General features: G+C 51.9%; 23 protein-coding genes and 1 pseudogene. 10 read left to right on the top strand and 14 right to left on the bottom strand.

The window, feature by feature from the left end; genetic code table 11:
• The first annotated feature begins 13 nt into the window (after positions 1-13).
• Both ACN1CO_RS14560 and ACN1CO_RS14555 read left to right on the top strand, forming a co-directional pair.
• On the top strand, positions 14-940 hold the full coding sequence (locus tag ACN1CO_RS14560; RefSeq protein ID WP_419139542.1) for a LysR family transcriptional regulator: 927 nt from the start codon (positions 14-16) through the stop codon (positions 938-940).
• 105 nt (positions 941-1,045) lie between these two features.
• Positions 1,046-1,468: a GNAT family N-acetyltransferase gene (locus ACN1CO_RS14555; protein WP_419139976.1), complete on the top strand. Its 423-nt coding sequence runs from the start codon at positions 1,046-1,048 to the stop codon at positions 1,466-1,468.
• 82 nt (positions 1,469-1,550) lie between these two features.
• Here ACN1CO_RS14555 and ACN1CO_RS14550 read toward each other — a convergent pair whose 3' ends face one another.
• Positions 1,551-2,630, bottom strand: a complete 1,080-nt coding sequence (locus tag ACN1CO_RS14550) for an FAD-dependent monooxygenase (protein WP_419139541.1) — start codon at positions 2,628-2,630, stop codon at positions 1,551-1,553.
• Positions 2,631-2,706: 76 nt separating this feature from the next.
• On the opposite strand from ACN1CO_RS14550, the gene ACN1CO_RS14545 reads away from it, so the two are divergent.
• Entirely contained in the window at positions 2,707-3,162 is a 456-nt protein-coding gene (locus ACN1CO_RS14545) for a MarR family winged helix-turn-helix transcriptional regulator (RefSeq protein ID WP_419139540.1), read from the top strand.
• Positions 3,163-3,223: 61 nt separating this feature from the next.
• Here ACN1CO_RS14545 and ACN1CO_RS14540 read toward each other — a convergent pair whose 3' ends face one another.
• From ACN1CO_RS14540 to ACN1CO_RS14495, 10 genes and pseudogenes are all read right to left on the bottom strand, one after another.
• On the bottom strand, positions 3,224-4,648 hold the full coding sequence (locus ACN1CO_RS14540; RefSeq protein WP_419139539.1) for an alpha,alpha-trehalose-phosphate synthase (UDP-forming): 1,425 nt from the start codon (positions 4,646-4,648) through the stop codon (positions 3,224-3,226).
• 115 nt (positions 4,649-4,763) lie between these two features.
• Positions 4,764-5,312, bottom strand: a complete 549-nt coding sequence (locus tag ACN1CO_RS14535) for a GNAT family N-acetyltransferase (RefSeq protein ID WP_419139538.1) — start codon at positions 5,310-5,312, stop codon at positions 4,764-4,766.
• 297 nt (positions 5,313-5,609) lie between these two features.
• On the bottom strand, positions 5,610-6,050 hold the full coding sequence (locus tag ACN1CO_RS14530; protein ID WP_419139537.1) for a GNAT family N-acetyltransferase: 441 nt from the start codon (positions 6,048-6,050) through the stop codon (positions 5,610-5,612).
• A gap of 37 nt (positions 6,051-6,087) precedes the next feature.
• The gene (locus tag ACN1CO_RS14525) at positions 6,088-6,765 is read right to left on the bottom strand and encodes an anti-sigma factor (protein ID WP_419139536.1); all 678 of its coding nucleotides are present in this window, start codon (positions 6,763-6,765) and stop codon (positions 6,088-6,090) included.
• Positions 6,762-7,310 carry a sigma-70 family RNA polymerase sigma factor gene (locus ACN1CO_RS14520; RefSeq protein ID WP_419139535.1) on the bottom strand — a complete coding sequence of 183 codons (549 nt, stop codon included), beginning with the start codon at positions 7,308-7,310 and terminating at the stop codon, positions 6,762-6,764. Before ACN1CO_RS14520 ends, ACN1CO_RS14525 begins: the two co-directional genes overlap by 4 nt.
• Positions 7,311-7,371: 61 nt before the next feature.
• On the bottom strand, positions 7,372-7,932 hold the full coding sequence (locus ACN1CO_RS14515) for a fasciclin domain-containing protein (RefSeq protein WP_090965204.1): 561 nt from the start codon (positions 7,930-7,932) through the stop codon (positions 7,372-7,374).
• A 169-nt stretch (positions 7,933-8,101) separates the two neighbouring features.
• Positions 8,102-9,676, bottom strand: coding sequence for a methyl-accepting chemotaxis protein (locus ACN1CO_RS14510; protein WP_419139534.1), 1,575 nt, complete (start codon positions 9,674-9,676; stop codon positions 8,102-8,104).
• Between the two features lie 209 nt (positions 9,677-9,885).
• Entirely contained in the window at positions 9,886-10,413 is a 528-nt protein-coding gene (locus tag ACN1CO_RS14505; RefSeq protein WP_419139533.1) for a rhodanese family protein, read from the bottom strand.
• Entirely contained in the window at positions 10,410-10,727 is a 318-nt protein-coding gene (locus ACN1CO_RS14500; RefSeq protein WP_419139532.1) for an ArsR/SmtB family transcription factor, read from the bottom strand. Before ACN1CO_RS14500 ends, ACN1CO_RS14505 begins: the two co-directional genes overlap by 4 nt.
• A 435-nt stretch (positions 10,728-11,162) precedes the next feature.
• Positions 11,163-11,838, bottom strand: a pseudogene (locus tag ACN1CO_RS14495) (O-methyltransferase).
• Positions 11,839-12,110: 272 nt separating this feature from the next.
• Here ACN1CO_RS14495 and ACN1CO_RS14490 point away from each other — a divergent pair.
• Entirely contained in the window at positions 12,111-12,515 is a 405-nt protein-coding gene (locus ACN1CO_RS14490; protein WP_419139531.1) for a tautomerase family protein, read from the top strand.
• A 136-nt stretch (positions 12,516-12,651) separates the two neighbouring features.
• Here the strand turns inward: ACN1CO_RS14490 and ACN1CO_RS14485 are convergent, their stop codons facing one another.
• The gene (locus ACN1CO_RS14485) at positions 12,652-13,608 is read right to left on the bottom strand and encodes a D-2-hydroxyacid dehydrogenase family protein (protein ID WP_419139530.1); all 957 of its coding nucleotides are present in this window, start codon (positions 13,606-13,608) and stop codon (positions 12,652-12,654) included.
• Between the two features lie 432 nt (positions 13,609-14,040).
• Here ACN1CO_RS14485 and ACN1CO_RS14480 point away from each other — a divergent pair, with 432 nt between their 5' ends.
• The gene (locus ACN1CO_RS14480; protein WP_419139529.1) at positions 14,041-15,213 is read left to right on the top strand and encodes an EAL domain-containing protein; all 1,173 of its coding nucleotides are present in this window, start codon (positions 14,041-14,043) and stop codon (positions 15,211-15,213) included.
• A gap of 10 nt (positions 15,214-15,223) precedes the next feature.
• On the opposite strand, the gene ACN1CO_RS14475 is transcribed toward ACN1CO_RS14480, so the two are convergent.
• Positions 15,224-15,745 carry a GNAT family N-acetyltransferase gene (locus ACN1CO_RS14475; protein WP_419139975.1) on the bottom strand — a complete coding sequence of 174 codons (522 nt, stop codon included), beginning with the start codon at positions 15,743-15,745 and terminating at the stop codon, positions 15,224-15,226.
• Between the two features lie 529 nt (positions 15,746-16,274).
• Between ACN1CO_RS14475 and ACN1CO_RS14470 the strand changes: the two genes are divergently transcribed.
• A complete protein-coding gene (locus ACN1CO_RS14470; RefSeq protein WP_419139528.1) occupies positions 16,275-16,544 on the top strand; it encodes a hypothetical protein in 270 nt (89 codons plus the stop codon).
• Between the two features lie 11 nt (positions 16,545-16,555).
• On the opposite strand, the gene ACN1CO_RS14465 is transcribed toward ACN1CO_RS14470, so the two are convergent.
• On the bottom strand, positions 16,556-17,368 hold the full coding sequence (locus tag ACN1CO_RS14465) for an IclR family transcriptional regulator (protein WP_419139974.1): 813 nt from the start codon (positions 17,366-17,368) through the stop codon (positions 16,556-16,558).
• A gap of 319 nt (positions 17,369-17,687) precedes the next feature.
• Here ACN1CO_RS14465 and ACN1CO_RS14460 point away from each other — a divergent pair, with 319 nt between their 5' ends.
• The 4 genes from ACN1CO_RS14460 to ACN1CO_RS14445 are packed head-to-tail and all read left to right on the top strand — an operon-like array spanning position 17,688 to position 22,279.
• Positions 17,688-19,214 carry a sugar ABC transporter ATP-binding protein gene (locus ACN1CO_RS14460; RefSeq protein ID WP_419139527.1) on the top strand — a complete coding sequence of 509 codons (1,527 nt, stop codon included), beginning with the start codon at positions 17,688-17,690 and terminating at the stop codon, positions 19,212-19,214.
• Between the two features lie 22 nt (positions 19,215-19,236).
• A complete protein-coding gene (locus ACN1CO_RS14455) occupies positions 19,237-20,337 on the top strand; it encodes an ABC transporter permease (protein ID WP_419139526.1) in 1,101 nt (366 codons plus the stop codon).
• Positions 20,334-21,434, top strand: coding sequence for a substrate-binding domain-containing protein (locus tag ACN1CO_RS14450; RefSeq protein WP_419139525.1), 1,101 nt, complete (start codon positions 20,334-20,336; stop codon positions 21,432-21,434). The genes ACN1CO_RS14455 and ACN1CO_RS14450 overlap by 4 nt, the downstream gene beginning before the upstream one ends.
• Positions 21,435-21,448: 14 nt before the next feature.
• Entirely contained in the window at positions 21,449-22,279 is an 831-nt protein-coding gene (locus tag ACN1CO_RS14445) for an SMP-30/gluconolactonase/LRE family protein (RefSeq protein ID WP_419139524.1), read from the top strand.
• Positions 22,280-22,461: the final 182 nt, after the last annotated feature.

The raw sequence follows: 22,461 nt of genomic DNA, 5'->3' as shown, positions 1-22,461 counted from the left end.
ATTGATTAAACTGATGCTCACTATCAGAGAAAATGATTTTCATCGTATCGACCTGAACCTGCTGACGGTGCTGCTGGTTCTCAGGCGGGAAGGCAGCGTATCGCGTGCAGCTGAAAAGATGCATCTCGGTCAGCCTGCGGTGAGTAATGCCCTGGCCCGGTTACGGGTCATGTTCAGCGATCCACTCTTCGTGCGCACGGCGAAGGGCATGGAGCCGACCCCGCGTGCTGAGGCGCTGATCGCTGAGCTGGGGCCTTTAATGGCACAGATGCAGAACGTACTTTTTCAGCCAGCCTCCTTCACGCCCTCAGAGGCGACACATGTTTTTCGGCTGGGGATGAGCGACTGGGTTGAGCGCTGGCTGATGCCGGGACTGTATGCGCGCATCACGCGCACCGCTCCGGGCGTAACGCTTCAGGTCACGGCCAGCGATCCCTTCCGGGATGCTGAGCTGGTAGCACGTGGCGAGATCGATCTCGCCATTTCGGTCGGCGATAACACGCCCGCCACTCTGCGGCGCGAGAAGATCGTGTCACACCACTTTTGTACCCTGTGGCATCCGGAACAGCTTTCGTTGCCTGCGCCGCTGACGCTGGAGAATTACGTGGCGCATGATCATCTGCTGGTTTCTTATCGTGGGGCAACCTGGAGCGCTATCGATGACGAGCTTGCGGCCCTGGGAAAAGCACGTTCGATTCGCTACTTAACGCCGCATTTTTCCTCTTTGCCTCCACTGCTGGCGCGCACGCCCGCGTTAGCCACTGTTCCCGCCGGGCTGGCGGATGACTGGATAACCCATTACGGTTTATGCTCAAGCCCTGTGCCGGTGGTGACGCCTGAAATCGCCCTTTCGCTGCTCTGGCATAAACGCTTTGATAACGATATGCCGCTGCGCTGGCTTAGAGACGAACTGCGTAGCGTGATGACAGATCGGATCTGAGTCACTGCTCTTGTGGGAGGCTAAAACCTGCTTTGCAGATCATCCGCCCTGAACAAAGTCGAAAGGCCCATTTTGCAGAAAAATGGATTCTGAGAAGAGGATAAAATTTTGTCTGATTACCAGCTTGTTGAAACTGTTCCGTCTGTAGAGGATTTTTGCCGCTTACGTGTTATCTCAGGACTGACGCCACGTCCCGCCGAGGCTGCCCGTCTGGGACTTCCCAACAGCTGTTATGGTGTTCATATACTCTGGAAGGAAACCGTCATCGGAATGGGGCGTATCGTAGGCGACGGCGCGCTGAATATGGATATTGTCGATGTCGCCGTCGATCCCGCGCATCAGGGAAAAGGTCTGGGCCGCCTGATAATGGAAGCGCTGACAAAATGGCTCGATCAAAATGCCTGTGATGGGGCTTATGTCACGTTGATGGCAGATGTTCCGGAGTTGTACGAAAAATTTGGTTTCACACGAGTCAGTCCAGTGAGTGAAGGTATGGCAAGAATCTGGAAAAATACCAAAACGTCATAAATTGTCATGTCACCACAATGCAGCGGTAGCCTCACATCATTAAGCGCTGATTCAAATAGCACCATCTCTGGATTCTTTCAGGCTACTCTTTTTCGCTGAACCAGTCCTGAAAACCCGATATTGCGCCAGGCATTATGTCGCGTGCGCGTTCCATAATGATTGTTTCCGCGTTGCGTAAACCGTTCAGCGGTTGCGACGCCTCGCATAAAGCCAGAGCCATGTCAGAAGCATCAAGCATGGCCAGGTTGACGCCTACCCCGACAGGTGGCATCAGGTGAGCGGCATCTCCGATGAGCGTAATGCCCGGACGCGGCGCCCAGCCAAAGTCTACGGGCAGGCTATAAATCGGACGCCTGACATAATCACCGGTCGCGTTGATGACTGACTGCAGGGAAGCATCCCAGCCGTTGTAGCTGTTGCGCACATAGGCGGTAATGTCCTGCCGCAGGACTATCTCATCGATAAGATCCGCATCACGCTTCATGGCCGCATAAACGCAAATCCTTCCTCCCCCATTGCGTTGTGTTACCAGAGCCTCCCTGCCGCCAAAGCTGAAAGCGGTTCCTTTTCCTGCAATGCCATCAATCGCTTCGGAGGGTTGATTTATCCAGCCCTCAAAGAACGTTATACCTGTGTAACGTGGACGTTCCGGTGTCAGATAAGATCTGACCCGCGACCTGGCCCCATCGGCACCAATGACAATGTCCGCTTCATAGCGCCTGCCGTTTCTGAACATCAGCCCATGATTTTTTTCCAGGCCGTAGTCCACATAATGAAGCTTATGGCCCCACTGGATAGTTTCTGGTGAGAGCGCCCCAAGGAGAAGACTTTTTAGCTCGCCGCGATCGATCTCAGGTTTATCCATTTCGCCTTCCGGCGTGGGTATGTCGCCCTCAATTTCTCCGGTACGGTAGTTCAGCATCCGGCTTTCCTGATCCTCATGCCTCGCTATTTTGATGAACTGCTGGAGCAGTCCCGCCCGGCGCAGCGCCTCCTGACCACTGTCAGCATGTAAATCCAGTGATCCACCCTGATTCCGCTCAGAATCGCCAGACTCTTCATCAAACAGAGTGACGTTAAAGCCATTTCTCTGAAGTATGACTGCTGCAGTGAGGCCTGCAGGGCCTCCGCCAACGATGGCAATCGTGAGTCTGTCCGTCATGGTTTTTCTCTCAGGCGTTAAAGCGTATACTCTATAACCACAAAGTTGACATATCAACCCGGGTGTGGAGCAATTAATGAGTACCACTGAGATTTCAGACGAAGAGTGGCTGGCATGGCGTGGGTATCGCCGGATGGCAGCACTTATCACGGGGCGTATCGCCAGAGATATTAGTGAAGCCACCGGACTGTCCGATCAGGATTTCATGATCCTGATGGAACTGAGCAAAAGTCCAAATGAAGAGCTCCTTCAACGTGAGCTGCAGGAAACCATCGAATGGGACAAGTCACGGCTTTCACACCAGCTTTCGCGTATGTCTTCACGGGGACTTGTGCAGCGAAACCGCAACAGTCCATCAGGTATTTCGGTAGGAATTACTGATGCAGGTCGTCTGCTCCTCGACAAAGCCCGACCGGTTCATGCTGCAAGCGTGCGACGACATTTTCTCGACTTATTATCGCCAGATGACCTCCCTGAACTGATCGCTATCAACGAGCGGTTGCGACAGTCAGGGAGTCATTTTATAAAATGATGCGATGGACTTTATCTTCTGCAATGCCGACTGCTGAAATGCTCTCTTTACTCGCTGAAACTCAGTATCTCGCCCGGCTACTGCTCAGTCGCGGAAAAAACGCTGGCGGCGGCAGGGCTTCCGGAATAGCTGTCTCAGCGTTCAGCATATGCAAAAACGACTCCGCCCAGTGATGGCTGTTGTGCATATGCAGGCCTTTCATCAGACGGGCATGCAGACTTCGCCGTTCATGTAACGGCATCTGCAGGGCGCGATGCACCGCACTGGCCATGGCGTCAGGATCATAAGGATTGACGATGATGGCTCCCTCCATCTGCTCGGCTGCACCGGCAAACTGCGAGAGGATGAGCACGCCGGGGTTTTTCGGATCCTGCAGGGCGACATACATTTTTGCCATCAGGCTCATGCCCGCCATTAACGGCGTTACCAGCGCAACGCGTGAGGCACGATAAAGTCCGGCCTGCTCTTCCCGGCTGTAGGCATGAGTCAGATAGTTCACCGGATACCAGTTCATTGTGCCATGCACGCCATTCAGCTCGCCGCACAGTGCTTCCAGCGCATGGCCAAGTTCAGACGCATCATGTGCGTGTCCGGCTGCCGGAGGGGCCAGCTGCAACAGCGTGATATTTTTCTGGTAGCAATCATGTCTTCTTAACAGTACTTCCAGGGTGCTGATGCGGTAAGGCAGACCTGAACTTTCATCAAGGTGACCGCCGCTGAGCACTGTGTTCTCTGGCAAACTTTCGCGGCACTGTATCTCCATGTAAGTGCAGCTATTGCTCTCGCGCAGACACTGCACATCGTCAAGATCAATTCCCACCGGGAACACACCCACGCGGATAATCCGTCCATGAATACGGAAGCTTTGCGCCTCCAGTTTTTCCAGTCTGAATTCGCTTTCCAGCCAGACGAGGAAGTTATTCATATCCTGCACGGTCTGAAAGCCAATCAGGTCACAACAGAGTAATGAGTCAGTGAGCCAGCGCCATTCGGGAATAGTTTCAAACATTCTGCCCGCCGGGAATGGCTGATGCAGAAAAATACCCACTGAGTTGGTCAGCCCTTCTTCCCGAATATAAGAAGCACAGCCAAGCAGGTGATAATCCTGAATCCAGATAACATCGTCGGGTGTGGCATTTTCACAAATGGCGCGCGCATAGGCTTTATTAATATTTTTATATTCCTGAAAGCCGCTGGTGGAAAATCGGGCCATGTCCGGACGCTGGTGAAAAACAGGCCAGAGTCCTTTATGAATATAGTTGTGGTAACCCTCATTCAGCTCGCCCGGCGTATACGGGAAGGTCACGGTGTCATACTGACCTGCCTGCTGCACAGCATAAGGTCTCGACGCATCGTGAGGTATCACTGTGCTCTCACCATCCCAGCTAATCCACAAGCCTCCCTGACGTGAAAGTATGCCTTCATAAACGGCAGTAAGCGTCGAACGTTGACATTGATTATGAGAAACAAGCATAAGGCCTGACATGGTGTGTTCCTTAAGAACCCGCTGCGGAGAGGCAACATTGCCTGGCAGCGAGCCGCTATTGATCGGAGGTCGGATAATAAACTGGATAAAACCGCTCATCTGCATGCACCTGGGCTTAATGCCGGCTGGCGCTTTTGGCACAAATCGGGTCGTAAGCTCCTTCGTGCAACTTCGTTACGTAGACGCCAGGCAGTGAAGGAAAAGCCATAAATCCATTGCGTTCAAAGAAATCCGGCACAGGCTCACCCATCGCAATGATGCTCCGGCAGCCTCTGGCGCCTGGATGAGTCAGACAGCAGTGCAGCAGCCATGAGCCAAGGCCGATAAAACGATATTCCGGCGAGATGTACAGATTGCGGATTACCCAGGTCTCCGCCATATCGGTCACCACGCGGGCAAAACCAATCTGCCGGCCATTGCGATACAGTCCAAAACAGAGGCTGTTGTTCAGCGCCAGAGTCAGGGATCGGGTATCCGGTATCGATTCGCCCAGCCACTGTGAGATCAGCCGAGTGTTCAGCAGTGCCGGATCGGTGCTGGCCTCTATGGCATCTCTGAACCATTTGCGGGGTGAAATAAGGCGAAGGCGCTGCTGCTCAGCAAGATCAGCCACTGCAGCATCGCTGCATCCCGGTAATGAATGGGGCTTGTTAATGAATTTCATCCACGGCTTCCCTGAAGATAGGCGCATCAGCGCCCGGTCCGTTAATTAAACCGATCGGCCTGTAAAAAAGGCGTAAAAAGAGGCAGATGAAATGTAAAAACGCTGCAAAGCATCCGCCGCTTTAGCATTACCAGGCGGGGATGGCGCGGAAAATCAGCGAGTTGAATACGGGGAACATACGACGTTAAATAGGGTGAAGGCGGGTTACGGATAAACCCGCCTTATAAGCGGGTTTTAAAAATGCGTGGCCGGGCCGTTTTATTGCAGAAAAACAGAACTTAAAAATCTCTTATTCATTCAGTGCTGAGCCATCATTGTCTGAAATGATACGCCGTTGAAAAATTTGACCTCTCCCACTTTTTTAAATCCCAGTTTTTCATAATAGGGAACGGCAAAGAGTGAGGACCGTACACTGATTTCTGAACGCAGCATCGGAGTCACCCGCTGCCAGAGTGCCTTCGCCACCCCTTTACGCTGAAATTTCGGATGCACAAAAAGGTATTTCACTAAATTGCTTTCGAAAACGGTGAGTACACCTGTTACCTCACTTTTTTCCACGGCAATCAGCCAGAGATAGTCATCTGAAACGATCAACCGCTGGAGCACATCAGGTTTTATGCTCTCGATAAACCATTGCGGACAGGGCTCCATCTCTGAAAAGTTACATTGCACCGACACCTCATGTATCAGCTTACTGATGCTCTTCGCATCTGACGCAATCGCGTCCCGGATTTCCATTCTTTTTTCATTCCCCCTGAACCGGAGCTATTTACTATCAGAGCAAAGTCACCTTGCCCTGGAAAATCACCGGCCCGGATGGCCCGCTGAGTTTCGATCCCCCTACCGGCTCCAGACTTACCGCCAGTACCGTCTGATTATTCAACTCTCCCGGCGGCAACCGGAAAGCGTTGCTGTCGGTGTGATCGATCAGTCCCAGCGATTGTGGCGCAGCACTGCCCCGGATCAGCCAGAGCTGCAGGGCTTTATCCTCAGGCAGCGTGATGTTCAGCGCGGCGACCTGAATGAGTGACGCTGACTTATCCAGACTCACCACAAACTGTGCATTCGGCTGCGCGCCGCTGAGTACCGCAATCGGCTGCAGGGAATGCGGGGCATCCGGCTTAATCACCTGGTTGTATACGAGGATGCCCGCCATTGCCGCCGCCAGCCCCCAGCCGAGCCAGAAGCCAGGCTGCCTGCGGATTGATGTCGTGCCAGAGCCACCAGCGTTACGGTTAAGGTCCTGCACAATCCGTGGCCAGACCGCAGCGGGAGGCATAACGTCGTGGGTGAGAAGATCGATGCCGCTGAATGCTTTCTGCCAGCGCAGCACCTCTGCGGCGAAAACAGAGTCGTCATTAAGGCGTTTATTCAGCCGGTGACGTGTCACATCGTCGGTAAGACCCAGCACATATTCCGCCGCAGTGAGATCATGGTGTTCCTGAGCAGTCATAGGCCTATGCACTCCCGAAGGTGGATTAACGCGCGACGGATCCAGCTTTTCACCGTACCTTCAGGCTGGCTCATGGAGAGTGCAATCTCACTCTGTGAGAGGCCGCGATAGTAGGCGAGCGAGATGCTCTGCCGCTGTTCTGAAGGTAAGTGCGCCATGCAATGCTGAAGGCGACGCGCCTCCGCATGGCTCCCATCCGATGCTAGTGGCATCTGGAAACCCGCTTCCGCTTCGCTGATTTCATCCACCGAACAGCATCGATTTTCATGCTTGCGCAGGAAATCAATCGCCCGATTTCTGGCGATGTGGCTGAGCCAGATATGCGGTTCACTGCGCTTATCGTCGTAATAATTTGCCGACTGCCAGATATGGATGAAGGTGTCGTGCAGGATCTCTTCTGCCCAGTCACGTCGTCTGACCATCCGCAGGATGATTGCATAAAGTCGGGGCGACAGGACGCGGTAAAGCTGCTCAAGAGCAGCTTTGTCACCACAGGCTATCTGGTTCATTAAGTCGGCCTGAATGTGAGGCACATTTTTTGTCATCGGCTTCCCTGTAAATGGTGTAGCCACGCAATCTGTGGCCACACTCAGTATAGGTAACGCTTTATGGCATCAGTACGGTATCGATAACGTCAATCACACCGTTACTCTGGTTCACATCATAGGTTGTGATACTGGCAACATTGCCCTGCGCATCTTTAAGCTGAATGTTGTGCGGACCGTTCGCCATCACCCAGAGCGATTCGCCATTGACGGTTTTCAGCTCGGCTTTACCGCCACCGGCTTTGATTTTTTTCTCCAGCGCTTTCATATCCAGTTTTCCTGCGACCACATGATAGGTCAGCACGCTGGTGAGTTTTTGTTTGTTCTCTGGCTTAAGCAGGGAGTCGACGGTGCCCTGTGGCAGCTTTTCAAAGGCGGCATTAGTTGGTGCAAACACAGTGAACGGCCCTTTGCCTTCCAGCGTCGGGACCAGTCCGGCAGCTTTAACGGCGGCCACAAGCGTAGTGTGGTCTTTCGAGTTAACGGCATTCTCAACAATATTTTTCGACGGGTACATGGCAGCACCACCGACCATCACCGTGTCGCTGTTCATGCTGGCCGCGTAAGAGGCGCCGCTGAAGACTAAGGCAGAAAAAATCAGAGTTGGCAGGAATGGTTTCATTTTCACTTCCCCTATTGAGTTAACGGACAGGGCCAGAGTGCCCTTATCTGTTAATACGAATGAGGGAGCAAAACGGATGCAAAAAAATTTAATTTTTTTTGAGCTGGGGGTTCAGGCTGAAGTGATACGTGATGAACCCTCAAGAGGAGGGCTCATCATAAACAGGTATTTAAATGCGGAAGGCATTCACTGCTTCACGCAAAGAGTGCGCCTGGGCTGAAAGTGATTGGGATGCGGAAGAGGATTCCTCAACCAGCGCGGCGTTATTCTGCGTGACGCCATCCATCTCGTTTACTGCGATGCTGACCTGTGAAATGCCCTGCATCTGTTCAGCAGAGGCCAGTGAAATGTTATCCATCGCAACGGCAAGTTTTCCGACCATTGCATTGATATCCAGAATGCTCTTGCCGGTTCCGGTTGCTACGACGACACCACTTTCAACCTGCGCCACAGCCTCTTCAATCAAATGTTTAATATCTCTGGCTGCCGTAGCACTGCGCTGAGCCAGCGTCCTGACTTCACCTGCGACAACGGCGAAACCACGACCCTGCTCGCCCGCTCGTGCGGCTTCGACCGCAGCGTTAAGCGCCAGGATGTTGGTCTGAAAGGCAATCCCTTCAATAACAGAAGTGATATCCCGGACTTTCACCGCGCTTTTTGAAATATCATTCATCGTCTCTGACATGCGCTGCATATCGTGTTCACCCGAACGTGCCAGCGCAGCGGTTTCGCGGGCTGAATCCGCGGTCTGCTGTGCGCCCGCTGCATTACTTTTTACCGTGACGGTAAGCTGCTCAATACTGGCAGCGGTTTCCTGCAATGCGGCGGCCTGCTGCTCTGTGCGGGAAGAGAGTTCGGTGTTGCCCTGTGAAATTTCATCAGCGGCCATCGCGACCGAAGCGGAAGAGTCTTTGATATGCGAAACCAGGTTGCGCAGATTGTTCTGCATGCTATCCAGGGACGCCATCATGCTGACGGTATCGCCCTGACGAAGGGTTACGGTCGTCGTCAGATCACCCGCCGCAATCGCAGCGGCCAGGCCCTGCGCATGAGAAGGTTCGCCACCCAGCTGCACCTTAAGCCAGCGGGTAATCAGGGCGCTCATCACAAATCCCATAATGACAAATAGCGTCGTCAGGCCAGCCAGAGTTATATAGACACCGGAGAGCGCCTGCGTCGACGTTTCCGCCGTTTTACTCGTGACCCTCGCCTGATAATCAACCATCCCATCCACCGCAGTGCGGTAATTAGAAAGCGCAGGAATCAGTTCGCCACGAAGTTTTTCAGGGAACTGAACGGCATCAGGCATAAACAGGTTTTTCTCTGCCTGCTGAAGCGGTCCCGTTGCGACTTCAATTTTATTCAGTTGTGTGGAGGCCTCTTCAACTTCAGCAAGATTGATCCCAGGAATATTTTTGGCACCGTTGATCAGTTCCCGGAAATGCGCAGTGGTACTGTCGCTGTTGGTCTGCAATGCAAAGAACTGCGTTTTTAGTTTCTCCTCTGCCTGAGGCTGGTTGCCTGAAGCCACGGACAGTAAAAGTGCCGTTTGCTGAGTTAAGTTGTCTTTGAGCGTCTGGAGAGCCTGAAGATCACCCAGTCGCGCCCGCGTTAATTCCTGCTGATCGCTGGCCGTGTTGAGTTTAAATCCGGCAAAGCCCGTCACGAATACACCCGTTAAGATGACAGCCAGGAATGCTCCGGTGAGCATGCCGCTTAATTTCATTTTCCTGTTCCGATACATAGAAGACCTCACGTCTGATTTGTTGGGTTATCACCGACGTTCCGTATCTATGGCTCGCTGGTACTTAATCAGGTTATCGGCAGCGGGCAAGGGAATTGCAGTAATGAAACGTATCAGATGCGACGATTCTTATATGACGCAAAGAGGCAGGAGACTGACTTATGCCAGCAGCAGGCGCTGCGAGCATTATTTGATAAAAGAGCCGGCATTTATTTAGCTGCTCTGTTCCAGGGCATTCTTTGCAGCAGAGTCGCCATCCCGCAGAAGCCACTGACTCCGGAGAAAACTAATCCTGCGCCGACAAACCCTGAGAGCAAAAAGAGTCGGCTATCCACAGCGTATCCCGCTATCACACCCAGAAGAATAAGAATGCCTGCGGTAATATGAACCTGTCTGATGACGGGCAAAGGTTGTTTTTTATCTTCAACAGTCGGGAGTGCGGCGCCCTTCCACGCATTAATACCCCCTGACATCAGGAACACTTTCCCGGAACTGACCGCTTTCATGAGTTCGTCAGCATTATTGGAGGTTCGCATGCCTGCCTGACAGTGAAAAATCACGGGCTGCTCGCCTGAACCTTCGACAGTTTTACCTGTGGTGATTTCTGTCAGCGGCAGAGAGATCGCTTGCGAAATGTGTTCTCTCAGATAATCAGTACGATCGCGGATATCGACCAGAACCGCCCCCTCTTCGATGAGCTGACTGGCTTGCAACGGCGAGAGTGTCTCTGGCTTCATTTAAAATCCTCCGGGCAGTAAATCTCTTTTAACGTGGACACCACTTTTTTGACCGCGTCGTCTTTAATGAAATAGTTCACCCTTTGCGCCACCCTCGAAGACTCAATCAGACCGTCCTCTTTCATTTTCGCCAGATGCTGAGACGTGGCAGAAGGCGTCAGGCCGCTCTGCTGCGCCAACTCCCCTGACGATGTGCCGGGATTTTCGATAAGGATGCAGAGGATCAAAAGCCGATTGCTGTTACTCATGGATTTAAGCAACGTCGTGGCCAGCGAAGCGCTCTCCTGCAACCGGACAAGCTGACTGTTTTTCATTTTATTACTTTAGCGTTTTCTAAATTAAGTAAATACTAAAATAGGCGTAAGCAAGATGCAATGATTATTTTTGGATGTCACCGGGACGCAAAGGAGTTTGTAAGCAAACAGCTCGAATTTTGGGAGAGTGTATTGCGCCTTCACTGGCTACATCCGCCAGACAAGCGGTGAATCTGCTGGAGGTTTCACCGCATTGCTGGATGGGCGCTTGCCGTGGCACTGGTAAAAGATCCTTATCGCAATGGCATGTGAAGCAGAGGTTGAAGACGCTCCGGCGCATTTTAACTTTGGCGTGCTGCTATCTGGCCCGCCTGCAGTGAAGAGCAAAAATGCTCAATATCACTGACTACATCAGTAAAATCAGCTTCAGGAAAAGCCTCGACAGCAATATGTATATTGTGAGTTTTTGATAATTTTTATATTTCTGGAGACGACCTATACCGCCCTGACGATAGCCATCACGAACCCATCCCACCCTTTTTCACCCACGCGCCGTAGCATCAAGACGCTTATCTTCTGAGATCATCTGGATAAATTTTCGCAGGCCTGTGACATTGGGATCATAACTTTCAGAATCAATGACGTTGCCGCCGCGCACCGTGTTGTCACCGACGATGACAGTGCCAGGGTGCGACAATCTCATTGCCCATTCAAGATAATGTGGATTATTCACTTTATCGGCGTCGATAAAAATCAGGTCAAAGGGAGCTTCAAGGGTAGGTAAAACATCCAGCGCTGCGCCAGTGAGCAAGATGACGCGCTCCGTAAGCCCGGCATTGCTTATATTCTGGCGGGCCACTTCAGCATGATGTTTATTGAACTCAATCGTCGTCACGCTTCCATGTGGCGGCAGAGCCCTGGCCATCCATAGGGTGCTGTAGCCGCCAAGCGTGCCTATTTCAAGAACGCGGACAGCACGTGACATTTGAATAAACAGGGATAGCATTTTGCCCTGTAAAGCAGAGACATCGTGCGTGGGTAATCCCTGCTGTGCGTTGTTATTAAGAGCATTAATCAGTTCAGGATCCTGTGGTGCGAGTTTCTCAGAAAACCAGGCATCTACCTGTGACCATTTATCTGAATCATGCGAGGGATAATCAGGCGTTCTCATTTGCTTTTATTCTCCATAAAAGGCTCTTAAAGAGCTTACACGCTTTTTATTGCGGCTGCCTGACAGCCCGAATCAGGCATCTGCAACGCAACTAATGAGTTGAAAGCAAAGTTAACAATGAGCGCGACGTCTCATGAGCTGTCAGCGAAAAAAGGAAAGAACGCATTGCATCCCGATCCTCCACTATGCCATTTTGATGGTGGAAAGAGGCTGGATACCTTAGTTGGTTACTGCATAAAAACATCAAAAGAGACGTCTATAAAGGACATGATATGCCTGGTATAACGCTTACACTGTCTGGATTAAGTAATAAAAAGTTAACTAAAGAGTGCGTACTCCTGGCGACTCAGATCACATGTGAAGTTTTAAAAAAAAATAGCTTTGAAACGATGGTCATAGTACGGCACGTCGATAACGATGACTGGTTCATCGATGGCAAGAGCCTGACTGAGTGGGGAAAAAACTCTTTCAGACTTGAAGTGACTGTTGTGGATGAAACCTGCAGCAAAGATCAGAAGGCGGCGTACCAGAAGGCTATCTACCAGGCAATGGAACGGACTATTGGTAATTTGCACCCTCAATCTAATGTACACATTATTGATTGCAAGGCCGCATCGTATGGATACACAGGCATAACGCAGGAATACAGATATCAGCATAAAGATGAATTTTACTGAATTTAGTTCTGATAGAGATTGAGTAAATAGAGTTTGATGCTTGCTCTGAAGGTCAGTGCCCCCTGGTTGTGTAAAGCGGGCACTGGTTCTCACCGCAACCCTCAAGGTTGTGAGCTGACAATTTCCCCCAAAAGCTTCAACCATTAATCACCTGTGAACTATCGCCCTCAAAATACCGCACGACATTCTCAAACGCCGTTCTGAAATAGAGTTCATAGCTGGCCTTCTCGACATATCCCAGATGTGGCGTACAAAGGACATTCGGCATTAGCAGGTAAGGATGCTGCGTGTCGTAGAGCGGTTCTTCTTCATAAACATCCAGTGCCGCAAAGCCGGGCCGACCCTGTTTCAGGGCGTTAAGCAACGCGCCTTCAGCCACAAGCTCAGCACGACTGGTATTCACGAATAACGCATCTTTTTTCATCAGCGCAAGATCGGCTGGCGTAATGTTGCCTTCCGTGGTCGCCACCAACCTCTGGTGCACGGTTAACACATCACTTGTGGCGAAAAATTGCTCGCGACTCTCAGGTACCTTCCATCCGTGAGTACGCGCCTCTTCCTGTGCTCGCAGACTTCCCCATACTTGTACCTGCATTCCAAAAACGGCCGCATAGGATGCGATACGTTTACCTATTTTCCCGTAACCTAAAATGCCGATGACCTGGATATTAACCGCTGAGCCGATTTCTGTTTGCCAGTGCCCCTGTTCCATTGCATTCACCGACGAGACTAATTTCCTGCGGGAGGCCATGATCAACAGCCAGGTTAACTCAGCAGGCGCAACCGGGGAGCCAGTCCCTTCTACAATGGCGACACCCGCTCGTGTGCAGGCATCAATATCGACATTTCTGGCAAGCTTGCCCGTCTGACTGATTAATTTAAGTTTTGGTGTGCGACGCAGAAAGGCTTCATCGATCACGGTTCTTTCCCGGATTAAAATTAATGCCTCGGCAGAGGATAACTGATGATCAGCCATCGAATCCTTGCTGAGATCGCCTAATGCTGAGCACTGAAATTTTTCATTCTGCTGAAGAAAATCTAGCTGCTGAGTGGCAAGCTGATAATCATCTGGAATCACAATATGAATGGCCATCAAAAACCTCTATTTTGTGGTACTTCCGAAAACCATTAATTTCAGTCAATCACGTTATAGCATGCTCATGGCTTCCTGACTCTGAACCCCATGTCCGATACGCGCCCATAAGCACAGGCACGGCGCGATGCACGGCCCTGAATTCTGCTACTACAATTTAATGAAAAGTTAGTTTTAGCCGATAACGATAATTAGCACTGGATTATGTTCTCAACAGCATAAATTTTATAGTGATCGCCTGGCAATATTATTGAGCTGACAATGTTAAGGTGCGCTTAATATATTCATGTTACGAAACATTTTTCCTCAGCAGGTAATATCAGGAAACACAAAATAAAAAACAGCCCTACACCTTCTTGCTTAATTTTATAAAGCCTGAACTCTGCAGAACTTCTGTTAACAGGCTGAAAGCTATGTATTTACAGGAATAAAATGAAACAGGGTGTGAAGAATGACGAGCCGCGTGAACTTTTGCAGCAGCGTATTAAAAGAGGAGAATTTCATCCATTTTTCCAGCCGATAGTTTCACTGGAAGATCTGCGTGTGATGGGATTTGAAATGCTGGCGCGGCACATTTCGCCGGAGGGCACGATCACGCCTCCGGCAGACTTCATTCCGGCTATGGAACGAGCGGGTTTACTGGACGAACTGATGCTCAGTCTTATGGTTCAGGGTTTCAAAACGGCGGCAACGTGGCCTGAACAAAATTTTTTGTCGATGAATGTTTCTCCTTCTCAGCTTGATGGCAGATGTCTGGCTGAAACGATAAGAAAAACTGCCAGACAGTCTGAGTTTGATCTGGCACGGCTAAAGATTGAGATAACCGAAACAGCCCTGTTAAATGACATAGATACAGCCCGAAAAGAGATTGAAACCTTGTCAGAGATGGGCTGTACGATTGCACTGGATGACTTTGGTACAGGCTATTCGAGTCTCGCCTGGCTGATTCAGTTACCTGTAAACACCCTAAAAATTGATAGCAGCTTCATTCGATCCATGCTGGACAAAAAAGACAGCCGCAAAATTATTTCCAGTGTGGTCGGGCTGGGCCGTAGCCTGGATATGGATGTCATTGCTGAAGGGGTTGAAACGGATGAGCAGGCTGAAATGTTACGGGGAATTGGTTGTTTATATGCGCAGGGCTATCTGTTCGGAAAGCCAGTTTCAGCCACAGAAAGCGGCTTAATGCTCACCACAGCCACTGATAAAGGTTTTAACCGACGGGTTGCGCGGCTTTCTCTCGATCAGCGAGCCCATCAGATATCATCCATGTATGCTGTTCCCGGCACATCCATTTGCTTTCTGGATCCAGATCTGGTGATTGTGGATGCAAGTGACACGTTTGCCGAAAGGGTCGGCTGGGCCCCGCATGACCTTATTCATAAATATATTTATGAAGTGATCCCGTCACAGGCCGACAAATTACTCTGGCTGCAGGAGTTCCGCAAAAAAGGACTTCCCTATCCTCCTTATGAGGTGGTACTGCCTGACGGTTCGTCGGATCTTGTCATGGTGACGCGAGTGGAAGATGAGGCAAAAGAGTTACTGGGTTTCTGCGTGTTTGGGGTCAAACTGAGCAACCGTGATGGCACTGACAAAAACTGATATTAGCGCTTCATCCTGCTTTCGGATTCCATTCATTCCGGCTCAGCCTGAACAGCATGCTGGCAGGCGCATTTTCGACATCATGAATATCCCGAACATGCCTGAGTCCGGCTTTGATCAGAACGTTTTGCGAAGCCAGGTGATTCGCCCTCACAACAGCAGATATCTCAGGCAGCTTTAACGCATTGAATCCATACCCGACCGCATAGTTCGCAAACTCCGTCGCAAGCCCTTTTCCCCAGGATTCAGTTGAAAACCGATAACCCAGATTGTTGATCGTGATATCGGCAAAGTTTCTGATGCTCAATCCGCCAAAACCAATGATTCTGTCAAGATTTTCCCGGAGCGAGATAGCCCAGGTGCCGAAACCATGGGATTCCCAGTGGTGGATCGCGCGGGACAGGACATCCCGTGAATGATGAATATCCTGATGCGGACCGGCGGGATTAAACGTGTTCGTCGCAGGATCGCCATAGATTCTGAAAAGATCATCGGCATCTGATGGCGTGATCGGGCGAACGAACAACCGCATAGTGTCTGGCTGCAAAGGAAGCTCCTGAATTCAGTTTAATAATCTAACCTGGATGTTTTATCGCGTTAACAGGCGCGCGTCACGACATTAATTTCGCAACTGACCAGCCTGTTGGCAGCGCGATATCCATAATTTCACCGGACTTTAGTCCCAGTAAGTCAAATTAATCGACACTGCTGCTATTCTGCATTAATAGTCCTTACACCACCCCGCAACACATAAAGACAGCCTGCCAATAATAACTTAAGTCAATTTGAAAAATATTTCATATCCAGCTGAAGATATCGTGATTTTTGTCGAAAATATAACAAGTGAATAAGAACAAAACGGAAGAAGTAATGAAAGGAATTCAACCCTGCCTGTCAGGGCAACCTCAATTTATTAAAGAGCCTCGCGGCACTGGAACAACTATGAATCGCACTATTTCAGGAAGTCGTCACTTCCGGAACGTGACTCACAGCCTAACGGAGAGGTCACACGTTGATGACCTCCTGCCGACGTGGACGTTCAACATTAAGGGAAATGACTAATGAGTATCGTTTATATCCCTGCCCTCATCCCATTACTGATGAAAAATGAGAATGAGAAGGGAAGTCCGCTTACAGAGGATGAGGTCAGCCACATCCGCGATAATGCCACCTGTATCGAAGTGCCACGTGATGTTGCCTTCACCATGGCTGAATGCCGGGGTTATTTTGATATCAATCCTGAACATTGCTGGCCGGAATGGATCGCGTACCGGAGTAAGAATTTGCAGTCTGCTGACAGTAGTTATCAGAATATTCAGGTCGGTACATAATCTCTTTTAATTCAGACCTTGCTGCCGAGTTCTTCAGAAATCGCCTGGGCTGTCGCCACCACTCTGGCCGTAAGGTTCTTAGTGCCAATCAGTTGCAGCTTCGCTGTCGGCAGCGAGACCGATACCGCATAAGGTACGCGCTGTTGAATATCAAACACAGGCGCGGCAATGCAGGTGACGCCCAGTTCATTTTCTTCGCGATCCATCGCGGTGCGCTGCTGAAGAATATCGTTAAGTTCCTGCTGCATCTCAGGCAGCGTGGTAATGGTATTTTTCGTCAGTTGCTGAATCGTATCCTGATGAGTTTGCCAGTATTTAAACAGGTACTCTTCGCTACCCCAGGCCAGGAAAATTTTGCCCATTGCCGAACAGTACAGCGGCATATGCTGACCGATATAGGCGCGGGTGCGCATCATGCCCGTCGTCGGCTCTAATTTATTGATGAGTACAGCATGGTCATCTTCACGGCTGGAGAAGTTCACAGTTTCACCGACATCCAGATTCAGTTTTTCCAGATGTTGCCCGGCAACGTGAATAATATTAAGCGATGACAGCGCCTTCTGACCGATGGAAATAAACTTGGTGGTTAAGCGATAGCTTCCGGGGGAAGGTGCCTGGGTAACGTATCCACTGCTGTGCAACCCCTGCAGAAGGCGGTGTACGGTGCTTTTGTTCATGCCGGACAGTTCAGAAAGATGGGCCAGCGGGCAACCGTTAGGATAATTACTCAGCAACTCAATTAATTGCAGGCCACGAAACAGGCTCTGTGTCCCTGATGGCTTTTCGCTCTTCGTATCCTTTTCTTTATCCACTTTAACCGCCATCAACCTGCCCTCTCCGTTTTTTACTGCCTGCACGCGCTTTCGCATGATGTTAACTCATGACATACCTGCAGGGAATCTTAAGCTTTTTTAGTGTGGCTGGACACGTCGGTTACGTCCTGACAGAAATGCGCCGTTCATCACAAATTCAAAACAATATTTTAACCTGCTGTTTCTGCTGCATAAATATCCATGCTGCTTCTTTGCTTTTCCCCCGCGTCAGGAATAGTATTTTTTGGAATGCTATTTCACATGTTGAAATCAGCAATGAGCGGTCGCCGCTCTTGCTGTCGATACTCTTCAGGCGTCACGGGAGGCAGGTATGCAACCTCATCCGGATAAACCGGTTCTTACACTCAGCCATATCACTAAGCGCTTCGGCGGTAACGCCGCGGTTAACGATGTGAGCCTGGAGGTCTTCCCCGGCGAAGTGGTGGCGCTGTTGGGGGAAAACGGGGCGGGTAAATCCACGCTGATCAAAGTGCTGGCTGGCGTGTACACCAGCGATGAAGGGCAAATGACCTTTCAGGGCAACGCCATAGCATCCGCCGCCGCGCTGAAAACCGCAACCACCCAACCCATTGCGTTTATTCATCAGGATCTTGGGCTGATTGAGTGGATGACCGTGGCGGAAAATATGGCGCTGGTCATGGGATTCAGCCGCCGTTTTGGGCTGGTTAACTGGCGGGCGGTGCGTGAACGCGCACGCCTGGCCCTGGAAGAAGTGGGGATTCAGCTGGATCCCGATGCACGCGTCTTTGAACTGTCGCGCACGGAGAAGTCGCTGCTGGCGATTGCCCGTGCCGTGGCGGTAAACGCGGAAGTGCTGGTGCTGGATGAACCGACCGCCTCGCTGCCTGCCAATGACGTGCGTCATCTGTTTGGCGTAATCGAACGCCTGAAAAGCCGCAACGTCGGCATGATTTATGTGACACATCGCCTGGATGAGGTGATTGAGATTGCTGACCGTATCTGCGTGATGCGTGACGGTAAACGCGTGGCGGAGGGTGTCACGGCAGATTACAAGCTTCACGATCTTGTCGAAATGATTGTAGGCGAAGCGCTGGAAAGCAATCAGCGTCTTGCCCTGCCTGAGGCGCGCCCGCCTGTGCTGATGCTGGATCAGGTGTGCATTGATGAAGTCGGTCCGGTCTCTTTCAGCCTGCAACCCGGCGAAATGCTGGCACTGGCAGGACTGCGCGGTGCCGGTCAGGAGGAGATTGGCCGGATGCTGTTTGGTCTGAAGCAGTCCACCCGCGGGCAGGTGATTTTCCGCGACAAACCCTGCCACTCGCGCTCTCCGCGTGATGCGATGGCCGCAGGCATCTCGTTTGTGGCGGGCGACCGCACCGGCGAAAGCCTGGTGATGTCGATGAGCGTGCGCGAGAACCTGTTTGTTAATCCCTGCGCCAGCGGTCATCGGCTGTTCTCCCATTACGGCCGTCGCGCTGAGATCGGGGCCAGCTGGTGGAAAGTCCAGCTGTTCGATGTGCGTCCCAAAGACGTGAACCTGGATATCAGCGCTCTGTCCGGTGGTAACCAGCAGAAAGTGGTAATGGCACGCTGGATGCACCTCAACGCGCCGCTGCTGATCCTCGAAGATCCCACTGCGGGTGTCGACGTCGGCGCTCGTGAAGAAATTTATCACCTGCTGAATAAAGCCCTCGCTGACGGCGTGGCGGTGCTGGTGATTTCCAATGACCTTGAAGAAATTGCTCACATCTGCAACCGCGCCCTGGTATTTAACCGGGGCCAGGTGGTGGGTGAACTGAGAAATGAACAGGTTACCTTTGCAGGTTTACTGGAGCTGGCCTCCGCCAGTTCTGCTGCCCCATTAGCTACCGTCTGAACAGGCAGTCAGGAGAAACGATATGTCTAAAACCTCGGTGAAATCTACCGCACTCGAACAACGGGTCAGCCTTGCGCAGCATGGCTTTGCGCCGTGGTCGATGCAGGTCCTCACCCGCTACGGCTTACTGTTGTTGTGCGTGCTGTTAGCGATAATTTTTTCAGCGCTGTCACCCACCTTTGCCTCGATGCTGACCGTGCAAGCGATACTGTCCAGTAAGGCGAAAATTGCCCTGCTGGCGCTGGCGGCCACCCTGCCGATGATCGTGGGCAAAATCGACCTGAACGTCGGCTTTGGCATTGTGCTATGGCACATTCTGGCCATTACGCTGCAGGTGGAATATGGATTCTCATGGCAGATGGCGGTGCTGACGGTGCTGGTATTGTCAGCGCTGTATGGCCTGCTAAACGGCATTCTGGTGGCGCTGGCAGACATTGACAGCTTTGTCGCTACGCTCGGTTCCGGCACGGTGCTGTATGCCATCGCACTCTGGCACTCCGGAGGCCGTCAGATTGTGGGTGATCTGCCGGATGCGTTCAGCGCGCTGCACAGCACCGAAATCTTTGGCATCCCGATTGGCGCATTCTACGTGCTGGGCCTGGCGCTGGTGTTATGGCTGGTCACTGAGCATACGCCGCTGGGCAGATGCATGTACGCCGTGGGCGGCAACCCCGTGGCGGCCCGACTGAACGGTATTGCCGTTAACAAATACGTCATTGGCTCCTTTATCGCCTCCAGTGTTATTACCGGCTTCAGCGGCGTGCTGATTGCCGCGGAACAGGGCGTCGGCCAGGCCAGCGTCGGCATGGATTACCTGCTGCCTGCCCTGGTGGGCGCTTTTCTTGGCAGCACCACCATCCGTCCGGGCCGGGTTAACGTCTGGGGCACGGTGGTCGGGATTGCGATTCTGGCGATCGGTATCGCCGGTATCCAGCAATTTGGTGGCGCCTTCTGGGTAGAGCCGTTGTTTAACGGTGCCACGCTGCTGCTGTCGATAACGCTTGCCGGCTACGCCCAGCGTCGCCGTATGCTGAACCAAAAAGCCGTCGTGCGCAGTCAGAGCACGCCAGCGACCACACCTGACCCACAGCAAAAAACCATCACACCAGGGAACTCATTATGAAAAATCCGGTATTTGGTCTTTCTCTCGTTGCCATGCTGGTAGCCTCTTTGCCCGCTCACGCAGACAGCTATCTGGAACAGGCTACGGCGGCCGTCGCCAAAGCCACGTCCAGCGCCACCACCTGGGACGGTCCCACCACAGGTCCGAAGCTCCAGGCGAATAAGAAGCTGATTTTTATCGCCTCCGATATGAAAAACGGCGGCGTGCAGGGCGTTCAGCAAGGGCTCAGCGAGGCGGCAAAAGTCGCGGGCTGGAAGCTGGATACGCTGGACGGCGCGGGATCGGTGAAGGATCAGCTTGCTGCACTGAATCAGGCCATCGCCCAGCGTCCGGACGGTATCATTATTGGCGGCTGGAACCCGAACGTCGCCAAAATGCCGCTCAAAAAAGCCGTGCAGCAAAAGATTGTGCTGATGGCATGGCATGCGGAACCCGCGCCGGGGCCGATTAAGCAGTACGGCATTACGGATAACATTACCTCGGACTCAAACGACGTTGCCCGCCTGGCGGCACAGTACGCTGTGGTGAAATCGGGTGGCAAAGCTCAGGTCATTATCTTTACCGACTCGCTGTATAAAATCGCGCTGGATAAAGCCAATGCGATGAAGCAGGAAATTGAGAAATGCAGCGAGTGTAAGGTCATCGATTTTATCGATACGCCGCTGGCCGATACCTCTAACCGTATGCCTTCGCTGACCTTCAGCCTGTTACAGAAGTACGGCGACCGCTGGCAGTATTCGCTGGCCATTAACGATCTCTATTTCGACTTTATGGCACCGGCGCTGAAAACCGCAGGCAAAGGCGGCAAAAACGCACCTTACAATATCTCCGCTGGCGATGGATCTATCTCAGCCTTCCAGCGCATTCGCAATGGGGAAAGCCAGGTCGCTACCGTGGCTGAACCGTTGAAACTGCACGGCTGGCAACTGCTGGATGAGTTTAACCGCGCCTTCGCCGGTCAGCCCTCTTCAGGCTATGTGACACCCGCGCATCTGATTACCCAGGAAAATATCAGCCAGGATGGCGGACCGCAGAACAATTACGATCCGGCAAATGGTTATCAGGATCATTACAAAACCATCTGGGGCGTGAAGTAACGGAGGCCAGCAGCATGCAGGTAGAAAAACTGTGTTCCCCTGCCACCTGGGCCGAAGGCCCGGTCTGGCTCCCGCAGCTGGATGCGGTGGTATTCAGCGATGTGAAAGGCAACCGCATGTACTGCTGGCAGCGCAACGGTGAACTCAGCATCTGGCGACAGCATTCTAACTATGCCAACGGCAATGCCCGGGATAGTCAGGGACGAGTCGTCAGTTGCGAACATGGCCGTCGGGCGATCAGCCGGACCGAAGCAGACGGCTCAGTCAGCGTGCTGATCGATAAAGTCGAGGGCAAACGCTTTAACTCGCCCAACGATCTGGCGATACGTTCTGATGGCACGATCTGGTTTACCGATCCGCCTTACGGAATCGTTAACGATCACGAAGGCTATCTGGCGCCCAGTCAGGTGATTGGCTGCTATCTCTACTGCTATGACCCCGGTAGCGGGCAGCTCAGTATTGCGGCCAGCGATCTGCAGCGCCCTAACGGGCTGGCATTCTCTCCCGATGAAAGCCTGCTTTATGTGGCCGATATGTCGGTGGTGGACTTCCCGACGCTGGGACGTCATCAGCTCCGGGTTTACCGGGTGGAAGGACAGGAACTCTCGCCCGGGCAATTTTTTGCCGATGTCACGCCGGGCTTTCCGGACGGATTTTGTGTGGATGCCAACGGTGACATCTACTGTAGCTGCGCCGACGGCGTCATTATTTTCGACGCCCACGGAGCGCGTAAAGGCAAAATCCCGATCCCCGAGACGGTATCCAACTGCACCCTTGGTGGACCCGATAACAATGAACTCTATATCACGGCCAATACCTCACTCTACCGGGTAATACTGCGCTAAAGCAGCCAGGAAGGCAGAACGGGACGAAGTATCAATCATGTCAACTCATCGGGAGCTGACGGGTTTTCTGCGGGCAAAATCCGGCAAAAAAGCCTGAGATCACAAAAGCCACCAATAAATATAACCAATTGATTTTTATTAAGTAATTTTCAGGTCATTTCTTTGACTGGCACTGTTTTTAC

The organism is Pantoea sp. R13S299 (assembly GCF_048515925.1).
Lineage (GTDB): Bacteria > Pseudomonadota > Gammaproteobacteria > Enterobacterales > Enterobacteriaceae > Pantoea.
Note: the sequence above shows the minus strand (reverse complement) of the source record. Positions and strands in the feature narration are given on the sequence as shown.